The organism is Gardnerella sp. c17Ua_118 (assembly GCF_055804255.1).
On the sequence record NZ_JANUYT010000001.1, the window covers coordinates 1,082,035 to 1,106,650 of the forward strand.

Below are 24,616 nucleotides of genomic sequence, written 5' to 3' on the forward strand. Positions count from 1 at the left end.
TTCAAAGGCCAAGCTATAGCAATGTATCCTACGACTTGGCCTTTGATTATTTATCTGTTAATGATTTGTTTTGCATAGAGTTTATATGTTACTGAGTGATTGACTTGCGCATAGCCCCAACCACATTGCATTAAGTTACTAAGCTTTAAGCGAACTTATTCGCTGCGGAGTAACTCCCGTAAGCTCTGCAACATCACGAACCGTCAATCCCTGATTCCTTAATAAGCGGACCGTTTCACGCATAAGCATAGACGCTTCTTCTTGAGTTTTTATAGCTGCAGATTTTGCATCTAACATGCGCTGAAGCATAAGCTCATCTTGCTCACTAAGTTTCGGAGTTACTTTCACGCCATTGACTTTAACATTTAAAGTTGCAGCAGCGTCTTTTACCATTGCTGCAACCTGATCAAGTCTACGTACTTGAGTAAATAATCCTGGTATTTCTGACACTTCTATAGCCCACCAGCCATCGCATCTGCGAGCTATAGCGGTCACCATTTGTAAACAAGTCGTTGCATCATCATGCTCAGTAGCACTCATTGATTAAGTCTTTTCTCCAACTCTTTTCGCTTCACACACATAAGTATATGCCTATTTATCAATTAAGTAAATAGGCATTGCATACAAAATCAGCACAATGAAGTTATACAAATGCAATTACATCACAGGACAATTAGTTTGCACATCCTGTTGGAATCCTGACGGATCTCCTAGTTTTGCTTTACGCATGTGCTCTTTGAAAAAGTTTCTCGTTGCATCATCACAACGGTCTGGACCCATAAACGGCATGCTAGGCACTTTTTCGAGCTCACGCAAAGCTTTACTTGCCGCTTGTTCATCACTAGCATACGTGTCTAGCCATTGCCGCTCCCAAGCACACTGATAATAATTAGATGCTTGTGTATCGCCATATCCACTCTGGAACTGAGCGTCTTTTTCTTCTCCAACCAAGTTTGCAGGAGCTTTATATTTTTCAGGCCAACTAAGCTTTGCAACGGACTCCTGATATTCCTTCTCTATATGAGCAAAATCAACAGTCTCTCTAGGTGAACTATTTTGCGAGCGCGCGCCACCCATACCGCTCGCATTATTGTTGCCTACTCCTCCACACGCATTAAACATAAGAATCGCACTAAGCACACCAACAATAAGAGTTGCTTTACCAATAGTATGATTATTCATTATTCCTTCTTTCTTATTTTTTGAAAATTAACGCAATGCTAATGCTGGCTGTAAACGCGATGCTTTTATTGCCGGCACCACACTTCCAGCAAGTGCTGTTATAAAAGCCGCAATAACAGCTCCAATAGCAGCTTCATATGGGTAAACTGGCGGACTAACTGGACTTGATGCATCCCAAAAACTTGATGCTATAGACACAAGACCAAAAGAAACAGCGACGGCAGCAATCGAAACTATTAGTGCTAAAATAATCGCACTGCCTAACACGAGTGAAGCAATCGACCATCTAGTAGCACCCAAGGCTCTACGTATAAGCAGTTCATGTGTGCGCTGTTCCAACGATGCTAAACCAATATTGATTAAACCTAACGCGGAAACAAAAAGCAATAATGCTGCTACGATAGCAAAACTTAATTGCAATACTGTTATCACATTCTCGTAATTATCACTATTATCATGTCTTCTAATTTCGTTTACTTGCCCACCACAACAGTCATAAAGAGCATCTGAAACATAAGATTTAATTGATTTTTGAGAACGATTTTCTTTATTTAACCAGTAGATTGAGCCTTGAGCTTCTTTTTGAGAATATTCCCAAAGAGTTGGAGCATAACGTAACAAGCCTAGAATATTCACGTATACTTTTGCCGAGTCTACGCCATCATTCACAACTCCAACAATCCTTATAGGACTCATTCGTGTTGTTTTGCGAGAAGTAATAAATGCTACTTCACCAATCTTGTATCTTTTGTTAGCAGATTGGTTTACTACCATTTCTAATGCGTTGTTTTTAGCGCTATTACTAAACCATCTTCCACTTACAATAGGTAAGTTATAAACTTTGTTGTATCCTGCCGTAGTGTAAACAGCATCAACATATTGAAGATTGCTGGTCTTATATTCTTCGCTTATTTTTACACTCTTCGAGGCTGGCATAGAAGCGCTAAACAGTAGTCCAGTGTTTGGTTGTAGCATAACGTTAGCGTTACGATTTGCGGATTCAATGCGATTTAAGAATTTGTTAAATACTGAATATTCGTCAAAATTTTGTGCTGAAAAAGTAATCTCGTATGTTGGTCTACGACCGTTTAGCTGTTCGTTAGTTGCAATAAGATAGTCCTTACCAACCGTGCCGATAAGCACTGACGCAATAACGGCAATGATGCCAATAAACATTGAAAAACCTGTGAGGAAGGATCTCATAGGAGACAGGCGCAAATCTTTAAGCAGCATAATCATAAAGAACACCGCCTTCCATAGTAAAAATGTGAGAGCAAGAACGAGCCACTTTCATATCATGAGTGACTAATAGTAATGTTGTTCCAGATTCTTGAACACGATCATGCAACACTTGAAGCACTTTTTCTCCCGTACTACTATCGAGCGCGCCAGTTGGCTCATCGCAAATAAGTAATTCGGGATTAGTAACTAAGGCACGCGCTATCGCGACTCTCTGCTGTTCACCGCCTGATAGCCTTCCAGGGTATTCGTTTAGTTTATCTTGCAATCCAACAGCACATAATGCTTCTTCTATCGTTTTTCTTCTTGTCTGCTTGCTTTGTTGTAGTCCTGCGTATAAAAGCGGCAACTCAACATTTTCTCTAATGCTTAAATGCTTAATAAGCGAATAGTTTTGAAAAACAAAACCAATATTTCTAGCGCGCATATGCGATACTGTACTATCACTACACTTTTGGATTGACTTGCCAGAATAATAGTATTTTCCAGTAAAATTTTTATTCAAAAATCCAATAATAGAAATAAGACTCGTTTTGCCAGATCCAGACCTGCCAACTACCGCATATGTTTCACCTTGGTTAAGTAGCATAGAAACAGAGTTGACAGTGGTAAGCCATTCGCCATTGCCTAGTTTTACACGCGCTGACACGTCTTGTAATTCAACCAGTGGAACAGGATTGTTCTCCATAATCATTGCACTCCTGGAATGAGATCAGGAGAAACACCTGCTACAACATCACCCTCATGCAAACCAGACGTAATTTCAATATTAGCGCCGTCACTGATTCCAAGACCAACTTCTTTACGCTCCCATTTATCGCCTTTCTTGTATGAGACTAAACCTTTTTGGACTCTTCCAGCAACCGCACTAACAGGCAGAGTTAGAACCGATTGTTTATGCTTGCCATTAAAAACAAGAGTCGCATTTTGGCCTGATTCTACTTCTGTGCTTTTATCTATTAAACACGTTAAAACTTTTGACGATACACTGGGTGTACTTTGCGCACTCGACTCATCTGTTTGAGTTGAATCAGCATTATCATTCTTGCTACTACCCGAGGCTGCAACATCTGTAGAAGTTCCACCGCTTTGTACTATTTGCAAACAATTGGTTGGCCCAACACCATCTTCAACTTGGAAGCGACCTTTAACATCTGCAATATCTGCAGAACGAAGTAAAGCTTTTGCGTTAAGACTTATTGAAAAACCTTCATATTTAAGAGTGAATAGCGGGAAAGATTTAGGCATGTCCGCAGATGATTCAGCTACTGACACAACTTTAGCGTCTACGGGAGCAATAACTTTGTTACCAGCATTGTAGCCTAAAATACTTCCAGCTTTTACAGCACTTCCTGCTTTTACCGATGGAGAAAAATTCCCTCTACTTACAGCAGTGATAACAAAGGTAGACGATTGTTCTATTGTTGCTTTACCCGACACAACTTGTGTTAAAGGCTGTTTTTTGACTGAAATAAGTGGAACTGAATCATGTGATGCCTGCTGTTGACTATCATCAACTGCTCTACCAGCGCACGCAGTAAGCAAACACGCCGGCAGAGCAGCCAACAAGAATACTTTCGTAAACTTACGCATAACACAAAGCTCCTTACTCACCAAACTCGTAAACGCATAGAATGCGTTGAAACGAGCCTCTCAAACTAATCCAAAATAAATAAAGTGCTTGATAATGCTACGATTAACGCTTTTCTGATTACCACTTTATTTAGAATTTCAGCTTTTGCTTAATAGCTTATAATCGCCGTAAAGAGTTTGCATCATACTAAATGATGATTTTTATTTATGATTCTTGAAGCTTGCGTAATACCAGAGAATAATCTATTTTGCATAGAGTTTATACGTTACTGAGTGATTGACTTGCTCAGAGATCTAATATCACTCTATTAAATCACCGCTTAAGGCTATCCTCGTTAAGCAAAAATCGAATAGATCCATAACCGCAATGCACACACTTCTATCTGATATTTTCCAAAGTACTTTGGGTTTTGCAAGATAGGAAGATAATAAGATAGAAAAAATAGGAAGATAGTGCTAGCGAATTTAGGTAACTTTTTACTACTCACGATTTAAGTCTTAAGCAAATCGCCTGCACATTTGCGCTACTCAGAAAATCAACAATAACAGACATAGCACAGTAATAGACATGCGTATTACAAAAATGCGCTGACGCTTTGACACGTCTTCAAATCTTCTAGATTTTGTTAATAAAGACGAAGTCAACGCATCAGCGCTATCAAGTTATCAAGCTATCAAACCATCTACCTCAATGCTCTATGAGCTTGATTAAAGAATTCATACTCGTAAATGCATGAAGTCATATATGCTTGAGCAGCAAGAATTCGAGCCTGTGGGCCAGCTTCTTCAAAAGCTCTCTCAACAAATTTAACCGCCATTCTTACACCTGACTCAAAATCATGAGAAGAATACATTGAAATCCAATCATGATATGGGTTTTCAGGAGTATTATTTTTGACTAAAATTTGCCCCACTTCTTCATAAAGCCAATAGCATGGCAATATGGATGCAGCTCCAATCACGTAGTCTTCTGCCATTGTAGAAGCAAGTAAGTGATTTACGTAAGCTAATGTTACTGGCGAGCAAGGCGCATCAATGCTTATATTTCTGCTTCCAAGCCAATCTCTGTGCAACTGCGATTCCGCTTCTATGCACATAGCTGCGCCCGTAGCCCAATGCACTCTAGCCTCATTATCTGGCGTTTTAGCTCCAACAGCAGCTAGCGCGCGCGAATAACGCTTCAAGTATTCAGAATCTTGACTTATGTAGAAAGCAAACAAGTCAGAGTCAAGCGTTCCATTGCCTAAAGCCTCAATAAATGGCATTTTCATAATGTTGTTATCAACATCTGCACTAGCATCCCATAACGCTTGAGTCCAAGGACCACACGGCTCCACATTTGGCTTTCTAGCCTTGCTATGAGCTTTTATGACTACGCTTTGCGGAGTTAATCCATCTAAGCCATTCGCTTGCATATGCTCCCAAGGAGTTGACGAAGAATCTAATTCCAAACGATAATTACGAGCCGCATGGTTCACAGGCCCATGACCTTTTCCAACATGCAAATCTTTACCGCAAGCAATAGCTTCGTTAAGCCATCTTGACGACCACGCTAAAGCATTCGCTACAGTACTGTAATCGCTTAGCTTCTTTCCTTCTCGCAACGCTAATCCTATGCGCGTAGCGAGCGAGGAAGATAGCGAGCAGCCAGTGCCATGCGTTGTTGTTGTATCAACTCTAGGGCAAGGAACGTGCACTCTGTGACCATCTGGGAACACAACAGTATTTCCAGCATCTTCGCTTGTTAAGTGGCCACCTTTAACAATAACAATAGTATTGTTTTTTGCACTCCACTCGCTTGCTTGAGCATAAGCTTCTTCAAAATTGGATGCAGGCTGTTTATCGCATAATACTGCGAGTTCAGGTATGTTTGGCGTAATAACATCCGCAAGAGGCGCAAACTCGCGCATTGCATCTTCTGCAGACTTTTCAAGCAGCCTATCTCCCGAAGTTGCTACCATAACTGGATCTAACACAACAACAGGAACAGGATGATTTTTAAGCCAATTTTGAACTAGGCTAATATATGATTTGTCTCCAAGCATGCCGATTTTTACAGCATCAATAGTTACGTCATCAAATACTGCTTCTAGTTGCGCTTGCAAAAAGTCGGTTGGAGGAGTATAAACTTCGCGCACACCGCAAGTGTTTTGAGCAACCAAATTAGTTGTTACACACATTCCAAATCCATGTGATGCCGTGATTGACTTTAGATCAGCTTGGATTCCAGCTCCGCCTGTTGGATCAGTTCCAGCAATACTTAGTACGCGTGGAATAATCGGGTCTTCTAAAGATGGCAAAGAAGATGGCCTTAGGCTTGAATCATATAATTTAGAAATTGATTGCAAAGGTGCTTGAGCTTGCGAAAATTGATTATTCATTATTTTTATTCCTTCGTAATAGCATCGCGTAATTTGCGCGCTTCTTCGCAAGGATTTTGCGCAAGCATTAGAGCAGATACTACGCATAAACCATCTATTGAAGTGCTTTTAATAGGGAATACCGTATTTTCGTTAACGCCGCCAATTCCGAGCGTACTAATGCCGAGTTCTTTAGCGCGTTTAGCAATCTTTTCTACTCCTTCAACACCTAAAGCAGGAGCAGCGTCTGGCTTAGTGGCAGTAGGCCAAATCGGACCTATTCCAATAACATCAGGCAATGCCACATTTTCTTTAGCACATTCGTTATAAACGTAATCTAACTGTTCTAACTTTTCTATAGAAAGCCCAACCATCCATTCTGCAGGAATAGACTTACGCGCTTCAATATAAGGCGTATCTGTTTGCCCAACATGCAAGTTGAGTCCTAAGCTTTTAGCGCAATCTATACGATCGTCAACAAAAATCGGCACGTTTCCGCAACCATTAGCAAGCATTTTGTCTCGAAAGCTTTGAGCTTTATTATTAAAAGTTTCGCTATTTGCGTACTTATCGCGCAATTGAACTACGCTTGCTCCGCCTTTAACGCAATCAACTGCAATATCTTCTTCTGCTCGATTGCTCATCTTTGGGTCTGTTATAAAGTATAAAGACCAATCAACAGGGTCGAGTTCAAATTCAATATTCGCTAGTTTCAGCATCTCGTCTGCGCTCAAATCCATAAGCGCATCCATCCATAATGTTCTAAATGTACCTGGCGATGTTGAGCGTTGTGCTGCCCAAGTTCCTGCTGCAGCAGCGTGCACGTGAGCGGCAACTGTTGCTGCAAAAGGTCGATTTCGATTTGCTCCAACGTATGCTGCCACCAATGCGCCAAGAGAGCAGCCCGTTCCGACTACTTTCGTCATTATCTCGTGACCGCCCGAGACTCGTGCCGAGCATCCGTGACCATAAATAGCGTCTTTTTCGCCAGAAATAGCCACTACCGAGCCATAAAGTTTAACTAGCTTCTTAGCTGCTGCAACTGCCGAATCAACCGAATCTCCAGCATCTACTCCCTTACCGCCGCTTTCTTCTCCAGCTAAACCTAAGATTTCGGAAGCGTTTGCACGAATTACAGTAGGATGACTTTTAACGATTTCGCGCGCGTATTGCGTGCGTGGAGCTAAACCGCCAACTGCAACTGGGTCAAGAACCCATGGAGTGTGTGCTTTTACAGCTCCGCGAATTGCAGCATCCATAGATTCTTTGTCTACTGGCCTGTAGGTTCCAATGTTTACTAATACACCAGATGCGATTTGAGCAAATACTTCAGCTTCTTCTGCGTCTACGACCATTGCTGGCGATGCTCCAGCAGCTAGCAGAACGTTTGCAGTTATTTCTTGAACAACATTATTCGTTACGCAATGTGTTAGCGGATTTTTTGCGCGTAAAGCTTCGATGCATTCACGTACATCTTGCATGAATTGCTTGCAACGAGCATTAGTTGAGAATTCACTATTTTTAGAGCACGACACAGTAGTCATGATTTTCCCTTCGCTAGTACTAACTAGATCAGGTTCAACGGGTATAATCTCAGCGCTTATGCGCACCCCGAACCCATATTTGACTATATATGTTCGTTATGACGTTATTTACGCGCGACGACTTGGTTTTAAGTAATAAAAAAGCGGGGAGTCGAAACTCCCCGCTAGAAAGAATAATGCGGCAGCGTGTTAGTCTCCCACACCCTATCGAGTGCAGTACCCTCACCGTGTCAGGCCTTAGCTTCCGGGTTCGGAATGGGACCGGGCGTCTCACCTGAGCCATGACCACCGCAAAACTAGATTATACACTCGCATTAAGCGAGTGGCAAGCTGGCGGTTTGGGAACCGGACATGAACGCGAGCAAACAGAAGAAACAATCATCAAAATCAACAACTTAACCATAATCATGATCGCTTAACACTCCCTAATGTTAAGAGAATTAAACGATAAGCAATACAAGTAGTATCACAATCGCCCATTAGTACTGGTCAGCTCCACCCCTTACAGGGCTTCCACATCCAGCCTATCAACCACGTGTTCTACATGGGGGCTCACACACAAAGTGCAAGGAATGCTAATCTTGGAGCAGGCTTCCCGCTTAGATGCTTTCAGCGGTTATCCCTTCCAAACGTAGCTAACCGGCAGCGCCACTGGCGTGACGACCGGCATACCAGAGGTTCGTCCACCCAGGTCCTCTCGTACTATGGGCAGGTCTCCTCAACATTCCAACGAGCGCAGAGGATAGAGACCAAACTGTCTCACGACGTTCTGAACCCAGCTCGCGTGCCGCTTTAATCGGCGAACAGCCGAACCCTTGGGACCTGCTCCAGCCCCAGGATGCGACGAGCCGACATCGAGGTGCCAAACCATCCCGTCGATATGGACTCTTGGGAATGATCAGCCTGTTATCCCCGGGGTACCTTTTATCCGTTGAGCGATGCCACGTCCGTACGCCGGCACCGGATCACTATCTCCGACTTTCGTCCCTGCTCGACCCGTCAGTCTCACAGTCAAGCCCGCTTGTGCGATTACACTCAACACCCGATTGCCAACCGGGCTGAGCGGACCATTGAGCGCCTCCGTTACTCTTTAGGAGGCAACCGCCCCAGTTAAACTACCCGCCAGGCACTGTCCCTAACACGGATAACGTGTCGAGGTTAGACGCCAGATATGGAAAGAGCGGTATTTCACTTATTGACTCCACGCAAGCTAGCGCCCACGCTTCACAGCCTCCCGCCTATGCTACACGATCCACACCTAACGACAATACCAAGGTATAGTAAAGGTCCCGGGGTCTTTTCGTCCTTCTGCGCTTAACGAGCATCTTTACTCGTACTGCAATTTCGCCGGGCTCCTGGCCGAGACAGTGGGGAAGTCGTTACGCCATTCGTGCAGGTCGGAACTTACCCGACAAGGAATTTCGCTACCTTAGGATGGTTATAGTTACCACCGCCGTTTACCGGGGCTTAAATTCACCGCTTCGCCAAAGCTAACGGATCCTCTTAACCTTCCGGCACCGGGCAGGCGTCAGAGCGTATACAGCGGCTTACGCCTTCGCACGCTCCTGTGTTTTTGGTAAACAGTCGCTACCCCCTAGCTTGTGCCACCCCCAACAGCTCCGCTTGTAAAAAACATCACCATCAAGGGTCTCCCTTATGCCGAAGGCACGGGAGTAATTTGCCGAGTTCCTTGGCCAGGATTCGCCCGATCGCTTCGGTATACTCTACCAGACCACCAGTGTCGGTTTAGGGTACGAGCGGAATCACACCTCACGTTGAAGCTTTTCTCGGCAAGCAGGATCACCGGAATCAGCCATACGGCCTACCCATCACGCCTCAGCTTAAACATCCCCCGGATTTACCTAGAGGACAGCCCACACGCTTAGCCACGGAAAACCACCTCCGCAGCCGGCTACCTACCTGCGTCACTCCCACGCTAACCTACTACCGATACGCTCCCAACACTAAACCAGAAGAAAACCCCGAAAGGCAATCAACCAGAATAACGAAGGTTAGTACTCTCAGATTCAGTTCGAACGGTGTAACACCGGTACGGGAATATCAACCCGTTCATCCATTCGACTACGCCTGTCGGCCTCGCCTTAGGACTCGACTCACCCGGGGACGACGAACGTGGCCCCGGAACCCTTAGTCATTCAGCGGACAGGATTCACACCTGTCTCTCGCTACTCATGTCTGCATTCTCACTCCCGTATAGTCCACGACAAGTTCACACTGCCGCTTCACCCCATACAGGACGCTCTCCTACCCCGCGTGAAAAAATCACGCAGCCGCGTCTTCGGTGGCGTGCTTAAGCCCCGCTACATTGTCGGCGCGGAACCACTAGACCAGTGAGCTGTTACGCACTCTTTCAAGGATGGCTGCTTCTGAGCCAACCTCCTGGCTGTCTATGCGACTCCACATCCTTTCCCACTTAGCACGCGCTTCGGGACCTTAGACGACGATCAGGGCTGTTTCCCTTTTGACGACGGAGCTTATCCCCCGCCGACTCACTGCCATGATAAACCTAACAGGTATTCGGAGTTTGGCTGCTATTAGTACCCGGTATGGGCCCGCAAGCATCCAGTAGCTCTACCCCCTGTAAGCAATAACATGACGCTGCACCTAAATGCATTTCGGAGAGAACCAGCTATCACGGAATTTGATTGGCCTTTCACCCCTAACCCCAAGTCATCCCCCCAGTTTTCAACCTAGGTGGGTTCGGTCCTCCACACGGTCTTACCCGCGCTTCAACCTGCTCAGGGCTAGATCATCCCGCTTCGGGTCCAGGACATGCGACTAAAACGCCTTTTAAAACTCGCTTTCGCTACGGCTCCCCCACCCGGGTTAGCCTCGCCACATACCACTGACTCGCAGACTCATTTTTCGATAGGCACGCCGTCACCCCACAAGAAGGCTCCGACGGATTGTAAGCGCACGGTTTCAGGAACTATTTCACTCCCCTCCCGGGGTGCTTTTCACCTTTCCCTCACGGTACTAGTACACTATCGGTCAGACAGGAATACTTAGGCTTACCCAACGGTCTGGGCAGATTCACGCGGGATTCCACGAGGCCCGCGCTACTTGGGAATAAACATAAAGAGACATCGCACGACCTGCTACGGGGCCATCACCCTCTACGGCTGGGAATTCAATCCCATTCACATAACACGATGTTTTATCACTCTCCTCAACCCCGTCAGAGGCTGAACAGTCAATCCCACGACCCCGAATACGCAACACCTGACGGTTATCACACGTACTCGGTTTAGCCTGATCCGCTTTCGCTCGCCACTACTCACGGAGTATCCTTTCCTGCAGGTACTGAGATGTTTCACTTCCCTGCGTACCCCCCACAAAAACTGTGGTGACCACCCATAACAGTGGCCGGGTCTCCCCATTCGGAAATCCTCGGATCAAAGCCCACTCGGCAGCTCCCCGAGGCATATCGCAGCCCGTCACGTCCTTCATCGGTCCTGTCTACCAAGGCATCCACCATACGCCCTTACCAGTGATACACCAGTAAAAAGCCTATCGCTTAACTCTCTAGACAATAAATCATCACACTAAACGATCACAAAACGATCAAGCGACTCCACCAAAATGGAGCCGGTTGAAATTGATAAAAGTAAAAACAAGCAAAACCAAAAATAGTCTCACTATTCTTACTCGCGTCCACTATCCAGTTCTCAAACCACCAAACACCAAGAACACAAGCCAAAAACCAAAAAGCCTCAACCTGTAATCCAAGGGCTAGGACCGCAACCCCAAACAAAAGGGGGGTGGCAATCCGGGAACCCAAAAGCATGCCCAACACACTCACAAAACGTTAACTATTGTTTTCCACACCAGTAACCACACTCAACTGAGCGTGCACAAAAACTCCGTAGAAAGGAGGTGATCCAGCCGCACCTTCCGGTACGGCTACCTTGTTACGACTTAGTCCCAATCACGAGCCTCACCTTAGACGGCTCCATCCCAAAAGGGTTAGGCCACCGGCTTCGGGTGCTGCCCACTTTCATGACTTGACGGGCGGTGTGTACAAGGCCCGGGAACGCATTCACCGCGACGTTGCTGATTCGCGATTACTAGCGACTCCGCCTTCACGTAGTCGAGTTGCAGACTACGATCCGAACTGAGACCGGTTTTAAGGGATCCGCTCCATGTCACCATGTCGCATCCCGTTGTACCGGCCATTGTAGCATGCGTGAAGCCCTGGACGTAAGGGGCATGATGATCTGACGTCATCCCCACCTTCCTCCGAGTTAACCCCGGCGGTCCCCCGTGAGTTCCCGGCATAACCCGCTGGCAACACAGGGCGAGGGTTGCGCTCGTTGCGGGACTTAACCCAACATCTCACGACACGAGCTGACGACGACCATGCACCACCTGTGAACCTGCCCCGAAGGGAAACCACATCTCTGCAGTCGACAGGCACATGTCAAGCCCAGGTAAGGTTCTTCGCGTTGCATCGAATTAATCCGCATGCTCCGCCGCTTGTGCGGGCCCCCGTCAATTTCTTTGAGTTTTAGCCTTGCGGCCGTACTCCCCAGGCGGGACGCTTAACGCGTTAGCTCCGACACAGAACCCGTGGAATGGGCCCCACATCCAGCGTCCACCGTTTACGGCGTGGACTACCAGGGTATCTAATCCTGTTCGCTCCCCACGCTTTCGCTTCTCAGCGTCAGTAACAGCCCAGAGACCTGCCTTCGCCATTGGTGTTCTTCCCGATATCTACACATTCCACCGTTACACCGGGAATTCCAGTCTCCCCTACTGCACTCTAGCCCGCCCGTACCCGGCGCAAACCCACCGTTAAGCGATGGGCTTTCACACCAGACGCGACGAACCGCCTACAAGCTCTTTACGCCCAATAATTCCGGATAACGCTTGCGCCCTACGTATTACCGCGGCTGCTGGCACGTAGTTAGCCGGCGCTTATTCGAAAGGTACACTCACCCGAAAGCTTGCTCCCAATCAAAAGCGGTTTACAACCCGAAGGCCTTCATCCCGCACGCGGCGTCGCTGCGTCAGGGTTTCCCCCATTGCGCAATATTCCCCACTGCTGCCTCCCGTAGGAGTCTGGGCCGTATCTCAGTCCCAATGTGGCCGTCCGCCCTCTCAGGCCGGCTACCCGTCGAAGCCTAGGTGGGCCATTACCCCGCCTACAAGCTGATAGGACGCGACCCCATCCCATGCCACTAAACACTTTCCCAACAAGACATGCGTCAAGTTGGAGCATCCAGCATTACCACCCGTTTCCAAGAGCTATTCTGGAGCATGGGGCAGGTTGGTCACGCATTACTCACCCGTTCGCCACTCTCACCAACCAGCAAGCTGGTCAGATCCCGTTCGACTTGCATGTGTTAAGCACGCCGCCAGCGTTCATCCTGAGCCAGAATCGAACCCTCCACGAAAAACTTCAATGAAGAGCCAACAAAAGGCTCCAATATAAAAGAAAAAGACGAGACATTCTTTAAGGAAAGAACATCCCAACAAAAAACCTCACCATCATTTAACCATCTCTCAGGCACCCCACAATCTGTGAGGCTGACAATGAACTGGCAATAATTAACTAATAAGTAGTACAGACACGCTCTTGAGTTCTCAAACCACCACCACACCAGCCAGCTCATCAACCTCAACCGAGGAGAACCAGCCGCGCTGAGCAGCAAGAGATAAACTTACACCAAAGCAAGCCCAAAAGCAAATCACACACAAGCCAACAAGCAAAAACCATTGAAACAAAGCCAAAACATCGGCGTGTTGAAAACACGATCAAAACACGATAAAAAGTCGCAAGTAACCACACACCAACAAAAACACAACAAAAATAATCCAAAAAAACAAGAAAAACACCCCCAAAAACCAAAACACGGGAGTGTCGCGCAAAATCACACAAGCCAAATACGCAAAATAATCAAAACAAACAGCATATATGCACACAACATGTGCGCGTGCTATATATAGGTATATGAGAAATAGCGAGAAAAACAGCAAGAGCAGCGCACACCATCATATTGTTGTGTTAACAGGCGCAGGAATATCTACAAGCGCGGGTATTCCAGACTTTCGAGGTCCAGATGGAGTTTGGACTAAACACCCAGAGCAAATGAGCGTCTACGATATAGACGCATTTTTAAGCAGCGAAGAAGAACGCATTTACTCTTGGAGATGGCAAAAAGAGTCGCCAGTTTGGAACGCTCAGCCAGGAACAGCGCATAAGTCGCTAGTAAAACTTGAGAAAGCTGGGATGCTGGATTTAATCGCCACTCAAAACTTTGATGCGCTTCACGAAAAAGCTGGAAACAGCCCAGACATTATAGTGAACTTGCACGGAAGCATTGGAACATCACACTGCATGAGCTGCCACGCGAGCTACAATACAGCCGATATTATGCGCGACTTAGACGCACACCCAGACCCACATTGCAGGCGCGCGCTGCCGTACCGCGGAAACATGCCTTGCAACGGTCTTATAAAAACAGACGTTATATATTTTGGAGAAGCTCTGCCAGAAGGCGCAATGGAACGCAGCGCGCAGGCGATTATGCACGCAAGCGAGCTGTGGGTTATTGGATCTACGCTAGAAGTGTTTCCAGCTGCAAGCCTTGTGCCGCTAGCCGCTCGCGCAGGAGTGCCGATTACAATAATGAACCTGGGCGCTACGCAATACGATTATTTGGCAGAGCGCATAATACGCGAAGATATTGCGAAAGCTCTGCCAAAGTTAGTAGACGAAACTATTGCAAAGTGACTATTCACTATTACAAAGTGACTATTCACTATCACAAAGTGACTATTGCAAAATAATTATTGCAAGCTAACAGCGATTCCCTCCCAAGGCGCAAGCGTGCCATTTTTAAGCGATTTAAGAGCATGATCCGCGCTGTAGGTAGAAATCATCACATCATCATACGATACGCTGTTAGAGGCGATATTACGCAACAATTCGGCGCTTTGAGCAGGTATTGCTACAGATGAATCCGTCATATTTACCATTACGAGCAACTTCTTTACAGAAGCGCAAGGCGAATCGCAAGCAACCGCGCTTGAAGAATTCACAACATTCTCAAGACCTGCCTCATCTGCCTTAGCATTATCACAAGTCTGCTCAACCTGCTCAACCTGCCTAACAAACGCGTAAACGCACTCGTCATCCGCATCAACCAAATTCCAAGAACCAGCCGAAACAACAGGCTGCAAATGGCGCAACTCAATCAAACGCTTGTAGAACGAATAAACGGAATCCGAATCTTCCATTTGCTCAGCAGCATTAATATCTACATAATTAGGATTCACGCTAATCCACGGCTGCGCATTATTTTGCGACGGAACATTAAAAGGCATAAATCCTGCATATTTAGACGCATTCCATTGCATTGGAGTTCGAGAATTATCGCGACCGCGCTTTGCGAGCGCATCCATCATAGACTCCGCAGACTGAATATGCGCTTCTTCTACGCGCTGCTTAAACATATTCAACGCTTCCAAATCGCGATACTGCTCAAGACGCGTAAAGTGCGCGTTTGTCATGCCAATTTCTTCACCCTGATACACGTACGGAGTGCCGCGATGCATGTGAAGAAGCATTGCAATCGCCTTAGCAGAAAGCACGCGCATCTCATCGCTAGCCTCACTACCCCAGCGAGAAAGCGCACGCGGCTGATCGTGATTATTAAAGAACAGGCTCGCCCAACCAGACTCGCTAACTGCTTGCTGCTGATCTGCCATTGCACGCTTTAATGTAGTCAACTTAAGAGGAGTAGGATTCCACTTAGTGCCATTTGCGCAATCAACATTAACTTGATCGAACAAGAAGAGCATGTCTAGCTCGCCATTAGCAGGATTTGTAATATAAGTGTTTCGATGCGCGGAAATTCCAGGAGCCTCGCCAACAGTTAAGAAACCTTCGCGCCCCTTGAAAACCGCTTCGCGCATCTCGCGCAAAAACTCGTCTAAACGAGGGCCATCGGAGCAGAAGAAATACGGAGAAGAGTAGCCGTCATCGCCTGCTGGCTCATCTTCAATCTGCGAACCGTACTCACCTGGCAAACGCCCTTCGCTATCTACGCGCTTAGAAATTTGCGTAATAACATCCATGCGGAAGCCGTCAATTCCGCGATCCATCCACCAATTCATCATCTTGTACACTGCAGCGCGAACGGCAGGATTTTCCCAATTCAAATCTGGCTGCTTTGGCGAATACTGATGGAAGTAATATTCGCCGCGCTTTGGATCATACGTCCACGCCGAGCCGCCAAAATACGAACCCCACTTATTTGGCTCAGCACCTGGCTCTCCAGGCACGCATCCTTTGCGCGCTGGTCTCCACCAATACCAGTCTGCGTAATCGCTAGAAGCATCTCTTGAAGCCTGGAACCAAGCGTGCTCGTCGGAAGTGTGATTTACTACCAAATCCATAACAACTTTGAGGCCGCGCTTGTGCGCTTGTGCCAAAAGCTCGTCCATATCTTCTAGAGTGCCAAAAAGTGGATCAATATCTTGATAATCGGAAATATCGTAGCCGTTATCGTCTTGTGGAGACTTGTAAACAGGGCTAAGCCAAAGCACGTCAACGCCTAAATCCGCCAAATAGTCAAGGCGCGAAGTAATGCCCTTCAAATCGCCGATTCCGTCGCCGTTAGTGTCTTGAAAGCTTCGCGGATAAATCTGATACACAACTGCATTTGCCCACCAAGGGTTTGGCGTAGCACCATTTGTGCGCACGGATTGCGGCAAGTTCGCTCTGTTAAAAGTAGTCATATAAACCCCATTAATTTACGTTAATAAGTATTTTTATTGCAGTTTTATTTATTATGCATAATTTTATTTATTGAATAGTATTTATGATTTTAGACTCTAAATTCTATCAGCATACTAGATGTTACGCGCGGATAATAAAAAAGCGGCCCGCAGTAAAAACTACGAGCCGTGCCTCCTTCTCATTCATTGTACGAATTGCAGAATACTCTCCAAATCACTGCTGATTATGCAATTTGAATGCAAGCTCCGCCAAATGAACTCCGTGAGTCAAGAACTCGTGAGTGCGGCAAACGTAGTCATTTTCGCGACCAAGCTTTGCAATATATCCGTTTATATAATCAACTTCTGTCTTTCGACCACGACTCATATCTTGATACATTGAAGGATAGTGCAAAGGATTTGCCACGCGACTTACGTAGTCAATAGCCTCCAACTCCTGTTGACGCGTATTAACCATACGAATTCCTGCACGATCGCACACATCGTACGCTTCGTTAATAAGTTGACGAGCCATATCCATAGCCCCTGGGTACGAAATAAACTGACCCATTTGAATCTGATACATTGTGCACAAAGTGTTAACTACGGAATTAAAAACTACCTTTGCCATGCACGTACCCTTGAAATCTTCCGTAATAGTAGGATTCAAGCCAGCAGCCTTAAAATCATCTCGCATAGCAAGCTCAACATCGCTCACTTGCTCGTTCAACGCACACATATTCATTGTGCCAACGCCAACTTTACCAATAAAATCAACGTCTCCAGGACCATTCAGCACGGTTGCAATCATTGCAGTACCGCCGTAAATGCGATCGTCCGAGAAATATTGCTGAAGCTTCTCAAAATGACCCCAACCGTTCATTGCAGCGAACACAACCTGATGATCCTTAAACAAATGCTTGCAACGCTCCAACATCTCCGCAAGCTGCATTTGCTTCATAAACACAATCCACACATCTGGATCGCCGTCATAATCTTCTGGAGTATACATATTGATTGGCACAAGATGGCGATTCTCGTGATCTCGGCTAACCATTACGCCGCCTTGCTGGCGAACCTTATTCACATTTTCATCCCAGGCATCAATGAAATCAACATGAATGCCAGCCGTTTCCTGCAACAAAACGCCATAGCGATACCCCATAGCTCCAGAACCGATCATTGCATATTTCATGTCACTCATATGACACCTCCATGTAGGCTTGTAAGTAAAGTGGTAGCCGCACATAAATTCATAAATTTTCATTTACATTGATTACGCGGAAGCAACCACGAATATAACAAAAAGCAGAAGACTGAATGAGTGAAAAACAATCAGTCAACTGCTCTTTGGTTTTTATAGCATATTACACAGTTTTTTGAGAATGTCAAAATTTTTCTAATTACATCTTTACAGCGTTTCTAATTAAAAAATTATTCAGTTTTATCGATGATTTTCGAAAAAATTACGCAATAAATGCACACACTGCGATTCGCAAACGGAGCCAAAAACTTGCGGATGGGAGCCAATATGAGGGTCTCGCAAAATATCCCAAACGGATCCACATGCGCCAAGTTTTGAATCCCATGCGCCAAAAACAACGCTACTAATATGCGTTTGTAAAATTGCGCCAGCGCACATTGGGCAAGGCTCCAAAGTAACAACAAGCGTGCAATCGCTAAGATTCCAAGACTTGCGCACCTCTGCTGCCTGCCTAATCGCAAGAATTTCTGCATGAGAAAGAGGATCCGCGTCTTTCTCGCGAAGATTAGAGCCACGGCCAATAATCACCCCAGAACCATCTACAACAACAGCGCCAACTGGAACTTCTCCACAATCGGCAGCAACTTGCGCAAGTCGCAGCGCCTCTTGCATTAGCGAAACATATTCGCGCGCGCGCAAAGTCACATTAACCCCGAAGAAATATTGTGCAAAGCAAACCAAGAGCGAATATCGCCAAGTTCTTCCATGTGAACTGCGTGGTCAAGGCCGCGGTAACGCTTCTCTTCCAGCCACGTATGCTCCTCAAGCCATGCTGCAGCCGCCGAAAATTCGTAAGGAGCAATAACAGCATCATCCAAGCCGTAGCCAAAGAAAACAGGCGTATTAAGATCCGCAAGAACGTCGTCGTTAAGAGAAATATCTTTAGCAATATTAGGAGCCACGAAGCCAGAAAGCGCAACGGATGCGCGATAGCGATCTGGATTAAGCCTAAGAACATGAATCGCAAGAGCCGCACCTTGCGAAAAACCAAATGGCACAACAGCGCGATCTTCGGGAACATTCGCCGCAACCCACTCATCAATCGCAGCAGCCGCAGCATACATATCTCGGTCTAAGTCATCTCCATTAGGCACAGCATCATGGAACCAACTGTAAGCGCCTTGAGCCAAGCGAAGTGGAGCACGCAAAGAAATCGCATCGTTATAAGGAGCCACAACGCGCATTAAGTCAAGCAAATCGTCCTCGTTTGAACCCCATCCGTGCAACAGCAAAAGAAGAGGCCTTGTGGCGTATGCAGCTGCTTCGCCTCGAGAATACTTAGCAACGCTTACATGCAAATCTTCGCCGAATCTGCCTGGAACAACACTAGATTCTCGGCCAGCATGAAGGCCATTCGATGCGCCATCAGCGCTATCTTCGCTGCCAAAATCGCCATTATTGGCGTTGCTGCCATTGCCGCCGCCATTACCACTACCAAAATCGCCGCCGCCAAAATCACTATTGTTAAAATCGCCGTTATCGAACTCGCTAGAGATCACACCGTTATGATTAGTCATAATTACAGCATACGGCACAGCTTTGGCATTTATAAACGCGCGAAGGCTACACTAAACTCGCAAACGCTGCATAAAAATTTAACCCCAGCCGCTTGGACTGGGGTCTAAATTTAAGGAAAAAATATGAATAAGCTTTCGTGAATTACCTTTTAAGTTTTTCACTAATATTATGAAAACACACAATCCTTAGCGCTTATAGTGCGTTAGCTGATAACTTGCTGAAAGTTTTCTACTTTTCCCCTGATTTTTCTTAAAAATCAAGACTAATCAAGACTAATCAAATCTTAATTAAGACTAATCTTCCAAATTTGCGCGATAGAAATTCTCGTAAGACCTAGACGGCGTTGGGCCGCGCTGACCTTGATAGTGAGATCCGTTAACAGAAGAACCGTAAGGATTTTCGCATGGAGAGCTTAGCTGGAAGAAGCACATTTGGCCAATCTTCATGCCTGGCCACAATTTAACTGGCAATGTACTAACGTTTGAAAGCTCCAAAGTAATGTGGCCTTCAAAACCTGGGTCAATAAAGCCAGCCGTGGAATGAGTTAAAATTCCAAGACGGCCAAGCGAGCTTTTACCTTCTAAGCGCGCAGCAATCGTTGAATCCAACTTCACATACTCCCAAGTGGAGCCAAGCGCAAACTCGCCAGGATGCAAAATCCAAGGCTCATCAGGCGCAACCGCAAATTGCTCAGTAAGCTCGCCTTGATTTTCTGCAGGATCCACGTATGTGTAAGCGTGATTATTGAACAAGCGGAAGAATCGGTCGAGCCGCACATCAATCGACGCAGGCTGCACCATTTGTGGGGTCCATGGAGTCAAATCAATATGACCCTCGTCATGAGCTTTGAGAATGTCGCGATCAGACAACAGCATAACGTCAAATCTCCTTGCGATAAAACTTCGTAAAACAAACACTTAAACACACTTATATGCCAAGTGTAGCGCGTGCCGCGGTCGAAAATATTAGGCAGATATTGCAACAGAAGATTCGCCTTTGCGCTTAGCAATAAATCGCAAAACGCACTTTCTTAACTCCGAAGCAATAAGCACAACCATTGAAAGCCCAAGGCACTCCACCCACTCCATAAAGTCGAGCGGAACTGTGCCAAACGGACCATTAAGGAATGGTATATAAATTACAGCAAGCTGCAACACTACGGAAACTGCGATTGCGCCCCAAAGCCAACGATTTGCAAACAAGCCAACAAACACGCTTTGCAAATGCGAGCGAGATGCAAGAGCATTAAGCATTTGAGCAAACACAAGAATAGTGAAGCCCATTGTGCGCGCATGAGTCATTTGGGCAGCATGAGTTAAAACAGTTGTGGAGCGGTCTGTAAACAATCCGCCAGCCAAATGCATATCCATGCCAATCAACGTTATAGCTGCCATAATCACGCCAATAAACACAATGTCTCCCCACATTGGCTTATCAATAACGCTATCCGTAAGTCTTCGCGGACGCCTATTCATAACGTCATCCGTTTGCGGATCAACACCCATTGCGAGCGCAGGAGCCGCGTCCGTAAGCAAATTAATCCACAAAAGCTGCGTTGCGAGCAAAGGCAAAGTCACGCCTACAGAGTTTGGCTGCGTAATTCCCAAAGCGCCAGCAAACACTACACCACCAAACACGGTGAACACTTCGCCAACGTTGGAGCTAAGCAAATATCTCAAGAATTTACGAATATTGTCGAAAATTCCGCGACCTTCGCGCACAGCTGCGACGATTGTAGAGAAGTTGTCATCTGCCAAAATCATCTTGGCGGATTCTTTAGTGACTTCCGTACCCGTAATGCCCATTGCAACGCCAATATCTGCCGACTTTACAGCAGGAGCATCGTTTACGCCATCGCCAGTCATAGCAACAATATTGCCTTGCCTTTGAAGCGAGGAAACAATCGCAAGCTTGTGTTCTGGAGCAACGCGCGCATACACGCTCACTTTGCTAATCGCATCGTCGAAAGCAATATTGTCATCGTCTCTAGAAAGCAACTCGTCAAGCTCATCGCCTGTAAGCGCATGCTCATCTTTTCCAATAATGCCAAGGTCGCGAGCGATTCGAGCGGCAGTAAGTGGATGATCGCCAGTAATCATAACAGTTCTGATTCCAGCACGATGCGCTTGAGCAACGCTATCTCGAACTTCGATTCTAGGAGGATCAATAATCGCAACCATGCCGTTCCAAATCAAATCAGATTCCAAAACATCGCTTTGCTCAGCAACATCTGCGATTTGGCCTGCAGCATTAGAAACCATGCCGTCAACTTTAGCTAAACTATCTACGCCAAGCGGCCTATACGCCATTGCAAGAGTGCGATACGCTTCGCCAGAGAGCTTTTCCACATTTGCAAGAATTTCTTCGCGGTCTCCTTCTGTAAGCGGACGAACAGCGCCAGCCACTGCGATTCGCGTGCAATAAGAAAGCAAAACATCTGGAGCGCCTTTAGCGCAAACAATAAGATTTCCAGAATCCGAGCCATCTTTAACAACAACAGACATGCGTTTGCGCTCAGAAGTAAATGGCACTTCCGCAACGCGACTAAGATGCGCGTAACGCTTGTCTGCCTTGGTTTTGCGCGCCGCAACAATAAGCGAGACCTCGGTAGGGTCGCCAACTGGCTGCCATGCGTCAGACGATTCATTATGATGCAAGTCGCCATCGTTTGCCAAGTACCCAGATCCGAGCGCACCAATCACCTCTGTAGCCAGCGCTGGAGGAACTGCCAAATCCGCATCTAAAGAATCAAGCAAAACCATTCGCCCTTCTGGTTTATACCCACTACCCGTAAGCTGCACTTGGCCACTAGGCGTTATAACACGCTCAACAGTCATCTCGTTTCGAGTTAAAGTACCAGTTTTGTCGGAGCAAATAACAGATGCGGAGCCAAGAGTTTCTACAGACGAAAGCTTTTTAACAACAGCATGATGCTTTACCATGCGCTGAACGCCCAAAGCAAGAACAACCGTTAAAATAGCAGCCAAGCCTTCTGGAACAGCAGCAACGGCAAGAGAAACGGAAAGAAGCAAAGAATCTATAACGTCTTCAATAGTGTGGAAGCCTTCAAGAGCCCACATAGACGCAAGCACAACGGCTGCAATAATACACACTGCGATTCCAAGAACCTTAGATACGCGAACCATCTCTTTCTCTAGAGGTGTAGCTTCTTCTTGCGCGCTAGAAAGCATATCTGCGATTTTTCCAACCTGAGTTTTCATGCCCGTAGACGTGACGATTGCGCGACCAGTGCCCTGCGTTACGGCAGTGCCATTAAACACCATGTTTGTGCGGTCTGCCAAAGACTTTAGTGAAGCTAGAGTTTCTGGACGCTTACTAACGGCAACCGATTCTCCCGTAAGGCTTGCTTCTGCAACGCGCAAAGAAGCGGCTGCAATAAGCCTTGCATCTGCAGAAACAGCATCGCCTTCGCCAAGAACCAAAATATCTCCAGGCACAACATCTGCCGTATCTATGCGCATAACTCGCCCATCTCTAAGAACAGACGTTTGCGGAGCGCTCATTTTTGCCAGCGCTTCAACTGCTTCTTGCGCACGCGATTCTTGAATATAGCCCAAAACTGCGTTTGCTATAAGAATCACGATTATAACTATTGAGTCAAACGGCAGAACTTCGCCGCCACTTTCGCCACCATGTTGTGCGCGCTCAACAAACCATGCGATTGCGGAAATAATAGTCGCCGCTATAAGCAAGTAAACAAGCGGATCCTTAAACTGTTCGAGGAATCTCTTCCACGCTGGTGTTTTAGGAGCACTAGCTAAAACGTTCGGGCCAAATTGCGCAAGCCTTTTAGACGCCTCATCGCTGCTTAAACCCGTAGAAACGTTTACATTAAGCGAATTTGCAACATTTTGCACGTCTTGCAATGACGGATCTTTGGATTGATCGCTTTGATCAACCATATTTTCCCCCTTGGGAGCGCCGCGGAGTAGTCAATAATCAAAATTTTTACGCAAAGTTGACTCAAAATCTTGATTATTGCGCGGTTGTGGATTATTGCAATAACAATAATTTGCAATAATTAAGTACCGTTCTATTATGCCACATAAAGCGCCAAATACTAATGCCTCGCTGATGCAGCACCAAAGCATCGCCAATGCCTCGGGGGCATGTGAAAATAAGAATATGGCTATGAAAAAAGGACCGACCAAGGGGTCGGGTGGAAAACATCGTAATGCATTGCGCGGCAAGGGTCCTACTCCTAAGGCAGAAGACCGCGTTTACCATAAGGCTTATTTCGCCAAAAAAGCTGCGATTAAGCGCACGTTTGCAGATCCGCGTTTGGCAGCTAGACGCAGAGTAGATAAGTTGGGCACAGATAGCGACGAGTTGGTAATCGGGCGAAATGCAGCTCTTGAAGCTTTGCGCGTAGGCGTTCCTAGCACGCAGCTTTATGTTGCAAATCGCATTGAGCACGACGATCGCACGCGCGAAATCGTTAAGCTTGCTGGCATGCAAGGCTTGCGACTTTTGGAGGCGGATCGCCTGGAGATGGATCGCATTGCTCACAGCACTAATCATCAGGGCATTATTTTAAAGGTGCAGCCTTATCAATACTATTCGCTGCAAGAGCTTGTTGATCGCGCAGAAAAGAAGGCTCGCGCTATGGAAGCAGCAGATTCTGCATCTGCACGCATTAACGCACGCCCATTGTTTATAGCTCTAGACGGCGTTACCGATCCGCAAAATCTTGGTGCTGTTATTCGATCCGCAGCCGCTTTTGGCGCAAATGGCGTAATTTTGCCAGAGCGCAGGAGCGCATCTGTTACAGCTGCAGCTTGGAAGGTTTCTGCAGGAGCCGCAGCGCACTTGCCTGTTGCTCGAGTTGTGAATTTAAACAAGGCGATTCAAGGTTTGCGCGAACGCGGATGGTACGCGATTGGCCTAGACGGCGGCGGAGATAAGCTTGTTGGCGAAACTGGCTTTGAAACCGATCCGCTTGTGGTAGTTCTTGGAAGCGAAGGCAAAGGCATGAGTCGCCTAACGCGCGAAGCTTGCGATGCTATTGCTGGAATCCCAATCTCTAGCGCTGTTGAATCGCTTAACGCATCCGTTGCTGCTGGAATCAGCTTGTATGCTGTTGCTAATGCGCGTAGGCTTGCCGCTTTAAACCAAAATTAGCAATTGTTTGCAATTAAGAGTATTGCGGA

The 24,616-nt window shown here is 46.5% G+C and carries 16 protein-coding genes, 3 rRNA genes and 1 riboswitch; of the genes, 2 read left to right on the forward strand and 17 right to left on the reverse strand.

The window, feature by feature from the left end; genetic code table 11:
• Positions 1–138: 138 nt before the first annotated feature.
• From NYP69_RS04250 to NYP69_RS04300, 11 genes are all read right to left on the reverse strand, one after another.
• Entirely contained in the window at positions 139–540 is a 402-nt protein-coding gene (locus NYP69_RS04250; protein WP_004131321.1) for a transcriptional regulator, read from the reverse strand.
• 117 nt (positions 541–657) lie between these two features.
• A complete protein-coding gene (locus NYP69_RS04255; RefSeq protein ID WP_115761998.1) occupies positions 658–1,182 on the reverse strand; it encodes a hypothetical protein in 525 nt (174 codons plus the stop codon).
• 27 nt (positions 1,183–1,209) lie between these two features.
• Complete coding sequence (locus tag NYP69_RS04260) at positions 1,210–2,421, reverse strand: ABC transporter permease (RefSeq protein ID WP_101896702.1); 1,212 nt, start codon at positions 2,419–2,421, stop codon at positions 1,210–1,212.
• On the reverse strand, positions 2,405–3,115 hold the full coding sequence (locus NYP69_RS04265; protein ID WP_004131316.1) for an ABC transporter ATP-binding protein: 711 nt from the start codon (positions 3,113–3,115) through the stop codon (positions 2,405–2,407). Before NYP69_RS04265 ends, NYP69_RS04260 begins: the two co-directional genes overlap by 17 nt.
• Positions 3,112–4,014 carry an efflux RND transporter periplasmic adaptor subunit gene (locus NYP69_RS04270; RefSeq protein WP_101889842.1) on the reverse strand — a complete coding sequence of 301 codons (903 nt, stop codon included), beginning with the start codon at positions 4,012–4,014 and terminating at the stop codon, positions 3,112–3,114. Before NYP69_RS04270 ends, NYP69_RS04265 begins: the two co-directional genes overlap by 4 nt.
• Before the next feature lie 683 nt (positions 4,015–4,697).
• Positions 4,698–6,395, reverse strand: a complete 1,698-nt coding sequence (locus NYP69_RS04275; protein ID WP_415702257.1) for a bifunctional hydroxymethylpyrimidine kinase/phosphomethylpyrimidine kinase — start codon at positions 6,393–6,395, stop codon at positions 4,698–4,700.
• 5 nt (positions 6,396–6,400) lie between these two features.
• Positions 6,401–7,918, reverse strand: a complete 1,518-nt coding sequence (gene thiM / locus NYP69_RS04280; RefSeq protein ID WP_473410644.1) for a hydroxyethylthiazole kinase — start codon at positions 7,916–7,918, stop codon at positions 6,401–6,403.
• Positions 7,907–7,998, reverse strand: a riboswitch (TPP riboswitch). It overlaps the preceding gene by 12 nt.
• Before the next feature lie 96 nt (positions 7,999–8,094).
• Positions 8,095–8,211 (reverse strand): 5S ribosomal RNA (gene rrf / locus NYP69_RS04285).
• A 167-nt stretch (positions 8,212–8,378) separates the two neighbouring features.
• Positions 8,379–11,437 (reverse strand): 23S ribosomal RNA (locus NYP69_RS04290).
• 371 nt (positions 11,438–11,808) lie between these two features.
• A 16S ribosomal RNA gene (locus tag NYP69_RS04295) occupies positions 11,809–13,335 on the reverse strand.
• Together the 16S, 23S and 5S rRNA genes form the textbook arrangement of a ribosomal RNA operon.
• Positions 13,336–13,525: 190 nt before the next feature.
• Positions 13,526–13,672, reverse strand: coding sequence for a hypothetical protein (locus tag NYP69_RS04300; RefSeq protein ID WP_473412967.1), 147 nt, complete (start codon positions 13,670–13,672; stop codon positions 13,526–13,528).
• Positions 13,673–13,892: 220 nt separating this feature from the next.
• Here NYP69_RS04300 and NYP69_RS04305 point away from each other — a divergent pair, with 220 nt between their 5' ends.
• A complete protein-coding gene (locus NYP69_RS04305; protein WP_473412968.1) occupies positions 13,893–14,675 on the forward strand; it encodes an SIR2 family NAD-dependent protein deacylase in 783 nt (260 codons plus the stop codon).
• Positions 14,676–14,731: 56 nt separating this feature from the next.
• Here NYP69_RS04305 and NYP69_RS04310 read toward each other — a convergent pair whose 3' ends face one another.
• The 6 genes from NYP69_RS04310 to NYP69_RS04335 all read right to left on the reverse strand — a co-directional run bounded on the left by NYP69_RS04310 (position 14,732) and on the right by NYP69_RS04335 (position 23,368).
• Entirely contained in the window at positions 14,732–16,684 is a 1,953-nt protein-coding gene (locus tag NYP69_RS04310) for an alpha-glucosidase (RefSeq protein WP_473412969.1), read from the reverse strand.
• A gap of 214 nt (positions 16,685–16,898) precedes the next feature.
• Entirely contained in the window at positions 16,899–17,867 is a 969-nt protein-coding gene (locus NYP69_RS04315) for a ketopantoate reductase family protein (protein ID WP_032817083.1), read from the reverse strand.
• A 240-nt stretch (positions 17,868–18,107) separates the two neighbouring features.
• On the reverse strand, positions 18,108–18,572 hold the full coding sequence (locus NYP69_RS04320) for a nucleoside deaminase (protein ID WP_473412970.1): 465 nt from the start codon (positions 18,570–18,572) through the stop codon (positions 18,108–18,110).
• Positions 18,569–19,444 carry an alpha/beta hydrolase gene (locus NYP69_RS04325; protein ID WP_004131290.1) on the reverse strand — a complete coding sequence of 292 codons (876 nt, stop codon included), beginning with the start codon at positions 19,442–19,444 and terminating at the stop codon, positions 18,569–18,571. Before NYP69_RS04325 ends, NYP69_RS04320 begins: the two co-directional genes overlap by 4 nt.
• A 294-nt stretch (positions 19,445–19,738) precedes the next feature.
• Positions 19,739–20,320: a dCTP deaminase gene (dcd, locus tag NYP69_RS04330; protein ID WP_004131288.1), complete on the reverse strand. Its 582-nt coding sequence runs from the start codon at positions 20,318–20,320 to the stop codon at positions 19,739–19,741.
• A gap of 90 nt (positions 20,321–20,410) precedes the next feature.
• A complete protein-coding gene (locus NYP69_RS04335) occupies positions 20,411–23,368 on the reverse strand; it encodes a cation-translocating P-type ATPase (protein WP_473410646.1) in 2,958 nt (985 codons plus the stop codon).
• A gap of 223 nt (positions 23,369–23,591) precedes the next feature.
• On the opposite strand from NYP69_RS04335, the gene rlmB reads away from it, so the two are divergent.
• Positions 23,592–24,587, forward strand: a complete 996-nt coding sequence (rlmB, locus tag NYP69_RS04340) for a 23S rRNA (guanosine(2251)-2'-O)-methyltransferase RlmB (RefSeq protein ID WP_032839766.1) — start codon at positions 23,592–23,594, stop codon at positions 24,585–24,587.
• Positions 24,588–24,616: the final 29 nt, after the last annotated feature.